Below are 12449 nucleotides of genomic sequence, written 5' to 3'. Positions count from 1 at the left end.
ATTTTATTTAATAATTTCGCTCCACGAAATAGGATTTGCTTTGAATTTTTTGGCCATTTTGTTAGCTTCTTCATCTGTTTGAACTGCAATTGTATTGCCGCGCATGGGACTGTTTATTTCTCCACCTTTAACGTAGTAAGCGGTTTCTGCAGCAATCAGTGTGTTATTTTGATTAAAATCATGAATAAAAAAAGATTGCACGTTAGTTGCACTATTTTCTTTATGATAATTGATCATGCAATGAATGTCATCAAATTTATAGATTCTCCCTTTGGTGGTTATTAATTCCCCGCCAAATTTACCATCTGCAATTTTCATTTTACAAAATTCGCATCCATCAATATTTAATTTAATAGGCTCAGCACCTTTAGGGGCACAAGATACCATTGCGATAAAAAGTAAGAAATACGATATTTTTTTCATTATACTGTTTTTTTAGATTTGTATTCTATCCACAAGATTGCGGCTAATAAAAGTCCGGCTGCTGTAAGTAGCCATCCTCCCACATCTGGAATAGAAAAAGCACCAAAATTCAACAATTGTTTGTATCCTAATAATGGTGGTTGATAGGCCATTCCCGGTACAATAATTGCGGCATGTGGATCTAGATTGTGTCCATATTCATAATTCCATCTGTAAAAATCTATTGCAGAAAGCACTATAAACAGCACGTAAGTTATAAGAAACGCCATAACTGCTTTTCTGTTATTAACAAAAATTAAAACGACAGCTATCAATGCAAAAGCACCAAAGATATAAGGTAAAACTTGAAACTCAAAGAAATTCTCTGTGTGTAAGGTTGCCATCCCAATATAGTGATTCAATCCATTGATAATATTTACATCTCCGGCAATTTTATTAGCATGTAATTGTAGCGTTAATCCTTCTGGATATTGTGGTGCATCTAATTCGATTCGCCATAAAGGTAAAAACAAAGACGCTACAAAAAGCAAGCCTACTATCAAAAGCATAACTTTTGAAACCAAAGTTAAATTAGATGTTTTCATTTTGAAAGTTTATTAAAAAAATAAGGGAGCCTTTTAATGTGCTCCCTCATTTCTTATTAATTTTATTATTTTGAAGAAGCCGGTAAATTAGTACCTAGGCTATAAGAAATTGGAATATTACTTCCCGCTGGTGATACTCTCATATAACCTTGCATTTCTTGGTGCAATGCACTACAGAAGTCTGTACAATAAAATGGTACAATTCCAACTTTAGTAGCTTTCCAATATAAGGTAGCTGTTTCGCCTGGCATAATTAAAAGCTCTGCTGTTGGCGCATTTTTAATTGCAAATCCATGAGGAACATCCCAGTCTTGCTCTAAGTTAGTAATGTGGAAATATACCTCATCACCTACTTTGATCCCTTCTATGTTATCTGGAGCAAAGTGGGAACGAATCATTGTCATGTAGACATGCACTTTGTTTCCTTCTCTAACTACTTTAGTTTCTTTTTCTCCTTTAGCAACTCTTGGATGCTTGTTATTTTTTAGGTCATAAATTTTTAATTGACCGTTGTTGCGAATTAAATCCGCTGGAGCTGCTTGCGCATAGTGAGGCTCTCCAATTGTAGGGAAGTCTAACAATAATTGCATTTTATCCCCTGTAATATCAAACAACTGAGCCGATTGTGTTAATTCTGGACCTGTTGGTAAATATCTGTCTTTTGTAATTTTGTTGTAAGCCACTAAGTATTTTCCAAATGGTTTTCTAGAGTCTCCTCCAGGAATCATTAAGTGACCTGTTGAATAAAAGGTAGGTGATCTATCTAACACTTTAAGTGTCTTGATATCCCATTTCACAATTTCGGAAGAAACGAACATCGTTGAGTATGCGTTTCCTTTTCCGTCAAATTCTGTATGTAATGGGCCTAGACCTGGTTTTTGAACTTCTCCATGTAAAACTGAAGCATATTTTAAAACTGGAATTCCTTCATAATCTCCTTCGAAATCTTTTTTAGCGATAGCTTTTATCATTTTGTCAAAACTAAACACAGGAATTAAAGCCGCTAATTTTCCAGAACCTACAATATATTCTCCTGTAGGATCCACGTCACAACCGTGAGGTGATTTTGGACATGGCATTAAATATAAAACATCTTTCAAGTTTTCTACATCTAATACTAAAACTTCTTCTTTAATTACAGATTTTCCAGTATGCGTTTCATCATCCCAAGTGTTATGAGCGTATCTCGCTTTTTCCATTTTACCTTTACCCGCTTTGATGTACTCTTCTGCTTTTTTCCAGTTTACTGCCATGATAAAATCTTTATCATTTTGAGAAGCATTCACCTCTAACAGCGTGTTAGCTTGTTCTGAATTATAACAAGTAAAGAAGAACCAACCGTGCGATTTTCCTTTTCCTGCGTGCGAAAGGTCAAAATTCACTCCAGGTAAACGCAATTGAAATGCGATATCCATTCCACCCGTTTCTTTATCTACACTGATAAAACTGATGTGTGCTTTAAAATTCTTTTTGTAGGTATTCAGTGGCACATCGCCATCTTCATAGTCTCCTGGTACAGAAAAACGTGTTCCTGCCACTACATATTCCGTGTTTTCTGTTATAAAAGGTGATGAATGATTACCTGCTGAGTTAGGTAATTCAATGATTTCAGCCGTTTTAAAACGTTTTAAATCTACTCTCGCAACACGTGGTGTATTGTTTGCGTTTGCAAAAATCCATCTACCGTCTACTTCTCCGTTTGTTTGAGATAATTCCAAATGGTGTTGGTCATCCCAAGGAATAAATCCTGCAGAGGTGTTTAACATTGGTTTTGTTTCTTCACTAAAGCCCCATCCAGTTTCTGCATCCTGCGTGAAAATAGGAATAACTTTTAATAATCTAGCACTTGGTAATCCGTAGATACTCATTTGGCCACTAAAACCTCCAGATACGAAGTTGTAGAACTCATCGTACTTTCCAGGTGCTACATATACACGCTGAGCAGCATCACCGCTGACTGCGTCGCCTGTGCTTTTAGGCTTACAAGAAGTGACAAGAGCACTCCCCAATGCAATTACTAGAATTGCTTGTACAAATTTATTTTTCATAATATTGGTAATTAAATTTTGGAAATTGAGTTACTTTCACCTAAATCAATTTCCATTTAAGTTTATTTTACACCATCATTCTGACGCATGTATTCCAAAATTTCTCTTGCTTCAACATCAGAAACACCTTGATTTGGCATACGCACTAAACAAATTTCTAATTGTGCTTGTACTTCAGGGTCTTTATCAATCATTGGATCTGGATTGGTAATGAAATTCATAATCCATTCTGGTTTTCTTCTTTCAGAAACACCTTTCCATCCTGGTCCCACTAATTTTTCATCTGTCATTTTGTGGCAAGAAGTACATTTTACCTCTGCAACTTCAGCTCCTTTTTTAGCCATTGCTAAATCAAGACCCGTTCCTAAATCTACACTGTCGTGTTTTCCTTCACCACGATTTGGATCGTATTTTGAGGCATCAGAAACACCTTCTTCAGTAGTTGGAGTAGAAAAATCAGCTCCGCTTTCTTCTTTTTTACCACAAGCTATTACTAGTACAAATGATAGGATTAATAAAAATGATTTGTTCATGATTTTTAATGTTAAAATTAATAGTACAAATTTGCAAAATTATGGACACATAAAGTATGACCACAATCATACTTAATAAACAATTCTTAATTTTTTGTTAACTCTTTTAAACCTTTTTAAATCTTTCGTGTCTTATTATCAAACCTTATAAATTAAGATATTATGAAAAAGTTATTATTAGTTGCCACTATTGTGCTTTCTACTTTAACATTTGCGCAAGAAAGAACAACCAAAGAAGAGCGTTTAACACCTGAGCAACAAACCGAATTAAAAGTGAAGCAAATGACTTTAGATTTAGACTTAACCGCAAAACAACAAAGCGAACTAAAAACTATTATTTTAGCGCAAGCGCAAAAAAGACAAGCGGAAATTGTGGCCAAGGAAAAAAATAGAGTAAAAGGCCAAAAACGCTCTGCAAATGAACGATTTGAAATGAAAAATAAAATGTTAGCCGAGCAAATTGAAATGAAAGCTCAAATGAAGCAAACCTTAAGTGCCGAGCAATTCAGTAAATGGGAAGCAAAAAAAGAAAATAGCGCTAGCAAAATGAAAGAAAATCGTAAGAAAAGAGCGAAACAAGCAAAAGCTAATCAGGAGGTTACCAAATAGTTTTTTATATTTTTTTTGGTAATCCAAAAAAAACTATTAGATTTGGATTTCGAAAACTATAAAAAAATAACTATATGAAAAATTTATTTACTGTACTGGGTCTTTTTTTCGCCTTTACATTAACCTCTTTTGCTCAAGAAGAAATACAGCAAAAAGCAGCCGTGTCAGCTAAGGCAGAACTACTTGCTTTAAATAAAGTTGTTGCATTTGATGATCAAATTGCAACGGGATTAAACACGCTTTTAGTTTACAAGCATGAAATGGTAGCTAGATTTCCTGAGAAAAAAGAAGAAGTGGCTAAAACTATTGGAAGTAAATTAGAAAGCACCTTAACTCCTGAACAATTTACAAAAGTAAAAAATAACAAAGTCCTTTATAATGACTTACTTTACTAATAAAATATAGAACGAAAAAAAAGCCTTTACACTTGTAAAGGCTTTTTTTTGTTTCAGTTCTTCTCTTAGCTCTTCTTAAGCTTCTCTATATTACAATTCTTTTGCTACTGCTGCTACCGCTTCAATCGTATAATCCAAATCGGCATAAGTTAGCGCGTCCGTTATGAACCAAGTTTCATAAGCAGAGGGGGCAATATAGATTCCACGATTTAATAAACCGTGAAAAAACTTTTTAAAGGTTTCGTTATCGCCATTTTTAGCCGTCATGAAGTCGTATACCGGATTAGCATCAAAATGCACGGAAATCATAGAACCTACTCTATTTATCGTATAAATTATTCCTGCTTCCGTTAAAACACGGCGCATTCCTTTCTCTAGATAAGCTGTTTTTTCTTCTAAACTGGTAAAAATACCAGCATCGCTATTTAGCGCTTTCAACATTTCTAAACCAGCTGCCATTGCTAGCGGATTTCCCGATAATGTTCCTGCTTGATATACGGGTCCAAGTGGCGCTAAATAATTCATAATCTCCTCTTTTGCTGCAAAAGCTCCTACTGGCAATCCGCCCCCGATTACTTTTCCAAAACAAACGATATCGGCTTTAATTCCATATAATTCTTGTGTTCCCCCTTTTGCTAAACGGAATCCTGTCATTACCTCATCAAAGATTAATAAGGCTCCGTTTTCAGAACAAATCGTTCTCAAACCTTCTAAGAATCCAGCTGCCGGTGGAATACATCCCATATTTCCCGCTACAGGTTCGATAATTATTGCTGCAATTTCGTTTTTATTGGCTTCAAATAAAGCTTTTACATTTTCAATGTCGTTGTAGTTTGCTAACAAGGTATCTTTTGCCGTTCCTTCCGTTACACCCGGGCTATTTGGTACGCCAAATGTACTCAAACCACTTCCGGCTGCAATTAAAAACGAATCTGAATGCCCGTGATAACAGCCTGAAAACTTCACAATTTTATCGCGTTTTGTGTAACCTCGTGCTAAACGAATGGCGCTCATACAAGCTTCTGTACCCGAATTTACGAAACGAATTTTATCAATATTTGGCACCATCGCAATGGCTAAAGCGGCAATTTGTGTTTCCAACTCGGTAGGCATCCCGAAAGACGTTCCTTTTTTTGCTCTTTCAATTACGGCATTTACTACCGGCTCAAAAGCGTGTCCTAAAATCATAGGTCCCCACGAATTGATGTAATCAATTAATCGATTACCATCTTCATCATACAAATAGGCTCCTTTTGCTTCTTTTACAAAAATAGGTGTTCCTCCTACTCCCTTAAAAGCTCTCACTGGTGAATTTACTCCGCCTGGAATCACTTTATTGGCTTCAATAAATAATTCGCTACTTCTCTTGTATAACATTATTTTGTTCTTATTTTTTGACCAATGCTTAGTGCATTGTCTGATAGGTTATTTATTCTTTTTAAATCGGCTACCGAACGATTAAATTTTCTAGCTAACGAATATAGGGTATCCCCTTGCTGCACCGTATAATTTCCTTCTGCTAATTCAACCACAGGATCTTTTTTAGCCAAGGCAAAATTACGCGAAAGCACTTCGTTATCATATTTATACAAATCAAATCGTTCTATAATGCCAATAAGTTTCGCTGGATATTTTACATCGGTAGCATATCCTGCCGCTTTTAGTCCTTTTGCCCACGATTCATAATCGCCTTTATCTAACTTAAACAAAGACGCATAACGACTTCTTGAGGTTAAAAATAACGAATGGTCTCGGTATGATTCTGAAGCGTGCGTATATTTTCTAAAACATTCTTGTGCGGCATCATCATCGTGTTTCACGCTTTCGCCATTCCAGCCCGTGTGGCATTTTATCCCAAAATGATTGTTGGCACTTTGCGCTAATTTCCCTTTTCCTGCACCTGATTCTAAAATTCCTTGTGCCAAGGTGATGCTTGCAGGAATTCCATGTGTTTTCATATTACTCTTTGCAATTTCACTAAAATCTGCAATATAAAAACGGATTTCATCGTCATAAGTGCGCACGTTTGAAGTGGCTTCTAACTGAACTTCAGTTCTCGTATTTGTAGGCGTTGTAGTTTGTGGCGCGATTGGTTTAGGCGTGCTAGCGACTGGTGTTGGTTTTTTCTTAATCGCAGTCGTTTTAGATTTTGAAGTCGTTTTCGTTACTGATTTTGTACTGTTACAGCTCATTGCGAATGTAACTACTAGTAGAAGGACGATTTTTTTAATCATTATATACTATTGTTTGTTTATGCTTCTTATTTAATACTTTGTTCATCCCTTGAATACCTTGCAAACCACCGGTATGAATCGCTAAAATCTTAGCATTTGGCGCGAAATAATCTTGCGCTATTAAATCTAAAATTCGGTACATCATTTTACCTGTGTAAACAGGATCTAAGGGAATCGTTGTGTTGCGATAGAACTCATTTAAAAACTGAATGAGTGGGTCTGAAACTTTTCCATAACCTCCAAAAATATCGTCACAATAAGTGTTCCAATTATCTTTGGTTGCAAAATTACGAATTACATCAGACAAAAAATCACCTTTTAACGAAGAAAATCCAATAATTTGTTGCTTTTCGTTTGAAGAATTGATAATTCCGGAAATTGTGCCAGCTGTTCCCATAGCGCAACAAACATGCGTAAAATATGCTTTGTCTGTTTCTGTTAGGATTTCTTCACAACCTTTAATGGCTAATGCATTGGTTCCTCCTTCCGGGATTAGATAAAAATCGCCGTATAATTGTTGTAATTCTTCTACAAAAGTAGCGTCTGTTTTATTTTTATAGGTTGTTCGGTCTACAAAATGAAATTGCATTCCATTTTCTTGTGCAAATTGTAAGGAAGGATTGTCTTGTATTTTATCTTTAATTTCTTCCCCTCTTATTATACCAATAGTTTCAAAACCAAATTCTTTTCCCGCTCCTGCAACTGCGGCTATGTGATTAGAAAAAGCGCCTCCAAACGTAAGTAATTTCTTAAACCCCTGGTCTTTAGCCGCTATCAAATTGTATTTTAATTTTCGGTATTTGTTTCCTGAAATTATTGGATGCAACAAATCTTCTCTTTTGATGAAGAGTTCAATGCCCTTTGGCAAAATAATATTTACTTTTTGATTGACGGATTCCATAAAAAAAGCAGCTAAAGAAGCCGCTTTCAAATATACTATTTTAATTGTATATTATTTTTTATAAACTGATACTTTTTTGCTCACTACAATATTGTCTGTCGTTGTTGCTTTTACGACATAAACACCATCACTCAACGCTCCTGTAGCAAATTCGTATGAAGCAGCAGTTCCTAGATTTGTTTTGTTTATTACTTGTTTTCCCGTAATATCATAAACAACTACAGCTGCAATTTCCTTATTATTTGTGTTTATCAAAGTTAACATTCCTGCATTGTTATTTTGAATTACCGTAAATGAATTATTAATTGCAGCAATATCATCTGATGACAATGTTCCGTTTTCAAACGTTATTTCAAAACGGGTTCTGTTATCGCCAGCAGGCAAAGTCATTTCAAAAGAATTGTCTTTAATATCGTGATAAATACCTGTTTGTTTGTCAAAAATATAAACTTCTTGATTGGCATCAAAACCATATAACACTTCGCTTACTTTGATTTTAAAAGTAGCTTGTGCATTGCTTCTTAAACCAATTGGCAGTCTTTTCTCGCTATCAAATGAAGTTACAGACATGGCAAATTCATTAGGTGAATCGTTTAAAACATAATAAAACCCAAAAGGTGCATCATCTGAAGTTGCTCTTGCGTCTGCACTATAATCGACACCGTCTGTATATTGATCGCCAAAACCTAAAGCTGTATGGATAATTCCAGCTTCATTTACCACCGCATTAATTCTTATTTGTGGTGCGTATCCTCTTCTTACTGTGGTATAATCAATACCCGCAACATTTGGAATTTCAGGATAAAACTCACTTTCTAGCGTGTTGTTACTTGTTAAATCATTAGCGCTTCTTGCAAATTCAGAATCATTTAAAACTCCCTCTTTTTTAAAGGTTCTAAAAGAGTTTTTCATAGTCACTACGCCATTTGCTTTCCCCATCACCATAAAACCCTGACCTATAGGCGAAAACTTTCTTTTGTACAATGCACCATTAAGCGTCGTATCAGAATTTACCGATCCATCTCCATTGTACGTCAAAACATCAGCAGGTAAATAACCATTGGCTTTTGTATAAACGCCGTACCCTCCTTGGTATTGATTTAAAATATGGGTATTGATAACCGATTGTTCCCAAAAATAAGCCGTTCCATCGATCACAGCCGCATTTGCCGGATCTGAAAGATACGCATCTAAATCTATTGCACTTGGATAAGGATTTCCCACCAAGGTAAAATTATTAGTGGAAACTGCAACTGCAATATTCCCTTCATTTGGTTTTCCTCTAAAATCATACCTTTGTTTGCTTCCTGCGTTGTTTTGAACTCCTTCTGCAGTTTGTGCTATGAAATTATCAGTACCCGAAGTTCCTTTCATGGTGAAACCTTCTCCGGGATTAATTGTAGTATTTTGACCTACAAAAACCCATTGTGCATAAGCGGATGAAGTTATAAACTTATAAATCCAACGCGTTGATATTGTTAGCGGATTGGCAACCCCATCAAAACCCGAAGTTGTGGTTATTGCCGCACTGCTTGTAAGCCCCGTAGGTTTAAACAAACGTGAAACTCCAAATGGATTGTTTCCTGCTGCAGCGACAGCGGCACCTACAGGCGCACACCAGTAATTGTATTGAAAATTATTAACCGTACCTTCTTGAAAAACAGACAAGTCGCCACTACCGCTATTGGTACCTGCAACTGTTCCGCCTTGCAACAACTGCGCATTGTTTCTTAAATAGAAATTGGCGTTGTTTTGTAAATTTACATCTTTTGCCACGTACATAAACTGATCGTTTACAAATACATAACTATTTGGACTAACGTATATTTGAGAAAATGCAGTGAAGCAACTTAAAAAACCTAAAACCGAAAGTATGTCTTTTTTCATGTCATCAGTATTATAATAGTAAGCTACAAAATTACTACTTATTTTAAGGATAAACGATTTTATAACAACTTTAGATTGTTGTAAACAAAATTTTAACGTAGTTTTATGAATTAAAGTAGTACAATTTAGCAATTAATGCTTTTTTGTTGTTTTCTGAAGTCGCTTTGCCTCATTTTAGTTTGTATAACGCTGCATGTATTATTGTTCCTTTTTTACGACCAATTTTCAACCATAATAAATACTATTTTTCAATCGATAAAAGCTGTTTTTTTAGATACTTATAAGCTGTTTTTTGCTGTGCGAATTTATAAAATTGCTTCATCTTTAAAACTGCTTTTAGACACTGCTTTCATCGTTTATTTTTTTACCATTCATCGCTTATTTTTTACCATACATCGCTTATTTAAAATTTAGATAAAACGGACTTCATATTCCTTAAAAAAACACTTGTTTCGTTGGATAATTTTAATATATTTGACGTTAATTAACTGTTAATTAAACGGTTTTTACAAAATAATTAAGTAAAAATTTACACAATCAATTCAATAGTTGTTAAAAATAAAATACATAAATACCTTCTTTTATGAAACAGAAATACAATTTAGCAAACGGTTTTGAAAGGTTTAGAAACATATTTAAAAATGTACCCGTGAAAATTTTACTTATTGCTGTAGTGCTGTTTTTTGGCGTAATGGATGGGTATGGGCAAGCATTATTACCTGTTTATAACACTGATCCAACAATACCCCAAGCTGGATGGGCTTATGGAGTAGACATAGATGCACCAACTCTTAACTTAGATTGTACAGGAACTAACGCAATTCGATTTAACGGGACGACTAACGAAAACGTTGTGGTAAATTATGCAACAGCTGCTACAAATGTTTCTTTTAACATACAGCGAAATAACAATAATAATAAAGAGCTCTTAGTTGAACAATCTGTTGACGGGATCACCTACACTACAGTAGCTACAATTACAAACACACAAGTTGCAGTAGACGGCACAACCTATACGTTAAACTATGCTTTAAATAGCACATCTAGATATGTGCGTTTTAACATGACTGTCCGTGTTGGCGGAGCTTATTTTTTAGATGCTATTGCTGTATATAACACAACCGCACCTCTATGTGGATGTACTTCTGTACCAACATCTAATGACGGTTCTGGAATTACTAGTACAACCGTAGGTTCTGCAACATTTTCGGTGGCAGACGTTACTTACTATAATTATGTTGGTTCCGTACCTAATTTAACCGCAGGTGGTAGTATAACATCTTCCATAACATTTGCAACTGGTTTTACATATGACTCCCATATTTGGATAGATTTTAATGATGATGGTGTTTTTGATAATACCACTGAAAGAGTATATTCAGGTGCATCTCTTGCAGCAAACCCTACTACGTTAAACACTACATTTCCATTACCGGCTGGTGCAACTCCTGGTCAGCACAAAATGCGCATAGGAACAGCAGATTCAGGTCAAGCAACTCCAAATCCTTGTTATTCAGGAACCTATGGAGTTACCATAGAACTTTTTGTGAATATTATTGTACCAACTCCCCCAACAATAACTTCTTTTACCCCCTCCAATGCTTGTGCCAGTTCCTCACAAACCGTTGTTATTACAGGAACTAATTTTACAGGAGCTACTGCCGTTACTATTGGTGGTACTGCTGCAGTCTCTTATATAGTGAATTCTGCTACACAAATTACTGCCACTATAGGTACAGGTACAACAGGCGTAATAAGAGTTACAACTGCTGGAGGAATTGCTACTTCGGCGGGTAATTTTACTGTTAATCCTTTGCCGGCTGCAATTGGTGGGGGAGCAGCAACTGTTTGTACGGGAGCAACTTCACCTGCCTTTACCAATGCAACAGTAGGCGGAACTTGGTCCATTACTAATGGCACAGGTTCGGCAACTATTTCTGCAGGCGGTGTCGTAACGGCTGGTACGGCTGGTACGGTTACTGTTGTTTATACTTTACCTACTACTTGTTCTATTACTAGAGCTTTAACTGTGCAACAAACCCCAGGTGCAATTGCTGGTGGCGCTGCAACCGTTTGTGTTGGCGCTTCAACACCAGCGTTTACCAATCCTAACGGAGGGGGAACATGGTCTGTACTTGCTGGCTCAGGTACTGCAACAATATCAGCTGGCGGTGTTTTAACAGGAACAGGAGCGGGAACTGTAACCGTAAGGTATACTATTGGTGCCTGTACTCCTGCAACTTTTGGAGTAACCGTAAATGCTGTACCTGTAATCACTACCCAACCCATAGTTGCAAGTATATGCACTACAAATTCGGGGACTTTTAGTGTGGTGGCTACTGGCGCAACAACTTATCAATGGAGAAAAGACGGCGTGGCTTTAACCAATGTGGCTCCTTATAGTGGTGTAACTTCTGCAACCTTAACCATTACCAACCCAGCGGTTGGTGCTGCAGGGAATTTTGATGTTATTGTAGGTAACGGAACTTGTTCTGTTACTTCTGCTTTAAGAGCTTTAACTGTACTCACAGCACCAGCTGCAGTAGCTACGCCTACACCAGCCAATACCGTAACCGGTGTTTGTTATGCAGGTGGCGGAGCCGTTACTAGCATTTCGTGGGGTTCAGCGGCTGGAGCCACATCGTATGATGTATATTTTGGCGCAGGAAGTTTACCTGGTGCTGTTACAGCAAATGTTGCAACTAATTCATTCACGACGGGTACACTTTTAGCCAATACGACTTATTATTGGAGAATTGTGGCTAAGAATGGTTGTGGCAATGCCGCTACTTCAGCTACTTTTTCGTTTACAACAGCTAGTGGGCCTTGTTAATG

11 protein-coding genes are annotated in these 12449 nt (G+C 36.4%); 3 read left to right on the top strand and 8 right to left on the bottom strand.

What is annotated here, in order from left to right; translation table 11 throughout:
- Positions 1 to 3: 3 nt before the first annotated feature.
- The 4 genes from T1L09_RS03430 to T1L09_RS03415 form a co-directional block, all read right to left on the bottom strand.
- Positions 4 to 423 (bottom strand): nitrous oxide reductase accessory protein NosL, encoded by a 420-nt coding sequence (locus T1L09_RS03430; RefSeq protein WP_322549553.1) that lies wholly within the window; start codon positions 421 to 423, stop codon positions 4 to 6.
- Positions 423 to 1007 carry a hypothetical protein gene (locus tag T1L09_RS03425; RefSeq protein WP_322549552.1) on the bottom strand — a complete coding sequence of 195 codons (585 nt, stop codon included), beginning with the start codon at positions 1005 to 1007 and terminating at the stop codon, positions 423 to 425. The genes T1L09_RS03430 and T1L09_RS03425 overlap by 1 nt, the downstream gene beginning before the upstream one ends.
- Before the next feature lie 65 nt (positions 1008 to 1072).
- A complete protein-coding gene (gene nosZ, locus T1L09_RS03420) occupies positions 1073 to 3055 on the bottom strand; it encodes a Sec-dependent nitrous-oxide reductase (protein ID WP_322549551.1) in 1983 nt (660 codons plus the stop codon).
- Positions 3056 to 3117: 62 nt separating this feature from the next.
- A complete protein-coding gene (locus T1L09_RS03415) occupies positions 3118 to 3588 on the bottom strand; it encodes a c-type cytochrome (RefSeq protein ID WP_322549550.1) in 471 nt (156 codons plus the stop codon).
- A 162-nt stretch (positions 3589 to 3750) separates the two neighbouring features.
- Between T1L09_RS03415 and T1L09_RS03410 the strand changes: the two genes are divergently transcribed.
- On the top strand, positions 3751 to 4197 hold the full coding sequence (locus tag T1L09_RS03410; RefSeq protein ID WP_322549549.1) for a hypothetical protein: 447 nt from the start codon (positions 3751 to 3753) through the stop codon (positions 4195 to 4197).
- 74 nt (positions 4198 to 4271) lie between these two features.
- Positions 4272 to 4592, top strand: a complete 321-nt coding sequence (locus tag T1L09_RS03405; RefSeq protein WP_322549548.1) for a hypothetical protein — start codon at positions 4272 to 4274, stop codon at positions 4590 to 4592.
- Between the two features lie 90 nt (positions 4593 to 4682).
- Here the strand turns inward: T1L09_RS03405 and hemL are convergent, their stop codons facing one another.
- Genes hemL through T1L09_RS03385 form a run of 4 tightly spaced genes read right to left on the bottom strand, consistent with a single transcriptional unit; the run spans position 4683 to position 9614 of the window.
- A complete protein-coding gene (gene hemL / locus T1L09_RS03400; RefSeq protein ID WP_322549547.1) occupies positions 4683 to 5969 on the bottom strand; it encodes a glutamate-1-semialdehyde 2,1-aminomutase in 1287 nt (428 codons plus the stop codon).
- Positions 5969 to 6826, bottom strand: coding sequence for a glucosaminidase domain-containing protein (locus T1L09_RS03395; protein ID WP_322549546.1), 858 nt, complete (start codon positions 6824 to 6826; stop codon positions 5969 to 5971). Before T1L09_RS03395 ends, hemL begins: the two co-directional genes overlap by 1 nt.
- On the bottom strand, positions 6819 to 7727 hold the full coding sequence (locus T1L09_RS03390) for a 1-aminocyclopropane-1-carboxylate deaminase/D-cysteine desulfhydrase (RefSeq protein WP_322549673.1): 909 nt from the start codon (positions 7725 to 7727) through the stop codon (positions 6819 to 6821). Before T1L09_RS03390 ends, T1L09_RS03395 begins: the two co-directional genes overlap by 8 nt.
- 51 nt (positions 7728 to 7778) lie before the next feature.
- The gene (locus T1L09_RS03385) at positions 7779 to 9614 is read right to left on the bottom strand and encodes a T9SS sorting signal type C domain-containing protein (protein WP_322549545.1); all 1836 of its coding nucleotides are present in this window, start codon (positions 9612 to 9614) and stop codon (positions 7779 to 7781) included.
- A gap of 583 nt (positions 9615 to 10197) precedes the next feature.
- Here T1L09_RS03385 and T1L09_RS03380 point away from each other — a divergent pair.
- On the top strand, positions 10198 to 12447 hold the full coding sequence (locus tag T1L09_RS03380) for a beta strand repeat-containing protein (protein ID WP_322549544.1): 2250 nt from the start codon (positions 10198 to 10200) through the stop codon (positions 12445 to 12447).
- Positions 12448 to 12449: the final 2 nt, after the last annotated feature.

It is taken from the genome of Flavobacterium psychraquaticum (genome assembly GCF_034497725.1).
Lineage (GTDB): Bacteria > Bacteroidota > Bacteroidia > Flavobacteriales > Flavobacteriaceae > Flavobacterium > Flavobacterium psychraquaticum.
The sequence above is the reverse complement of the archived record's forward strand: the minus strand, read 5'-3'. Positions and strand labels throughout refer to the sequence as shown.

Bases quoted from the DNA above. Each gene is read 5' to 3' on its own strand.
- T1L09_RS03385 (WP_322549545.1), bottom strand. From the start codon at position 9,614: ATGAAAAAAGACATACTTTCGGTTTTAGGTTTTTTAAGTTGCTTCACT.
- T1L09_RS03390 (WP_322549673.1), bottom strand. From the start codon at position 7,727: ATGGAATCCGTCAATCAAAAAGTAAATATTATTTTGCCAAAGGGCATT.
- T1L09_RS03425 (WP_322549552.1), bottom strand. From the start codon at position 1,007: ATGAAAACATCTAATTTAACTTTGGTTTCAAAAGTTATGCTTTTGATA.
- T1L09_RS03405 (WP_322549548.1), top strand. From the start codon at position 4,272: ATGAAAAATTTATTTACTGTACTGGGTCTTTTTTTCGCCTTTACATTA.
- nosZ (WP_322549551.1), bottom strand. From the start codon at position 3,055: ATGAAAAATAAATTTGTACAAGCAATTCTAGTAATTGCATTGGGGAGT.
- T1L09_RS03395 (WP_322549546.1), bottom strand. From the start codon at position 6,826: ATGATTAAAAAAATCGTCCTTCTACTAGTAGTTACATTCGCAATGAGC.
- T1L09_RS03415 (WP_322549550.1), bottom strand. From the start codon at position 3,588: ATGAACAAATCATTTTTATTAATCCTATCATTTGTACTAGTAATAGCT.
- T1L09_RS03380 (WP_322549544.1), top strand. From the start codon at position 10,198: ATGAAACAGAAATACAATTTAGCAAACGGTTTTGAAAGGTTTAGAAAC.
- T1L09_RS03430 (WP_322549553.1), bottom strand. From the start codon at position 423: ATGAAAAAAATATCGTATTTCTTACTTTTTATCGCAATGGTATCTTGT.
- hemL (WP_322549547.1), bottom strand. From the start codon at position 5,969: ATGTTATACAAGAGAAGTAGCGAATTATTTATTGAAGCCAATAAAGTG.
- T1L09_RS03410 (WP_322549549.1), top strand. From the start codon at position 3,751: ATGAAAAAGTTATTATTAGTTGCCACTATTGTGCTTTCTACTTTAACA.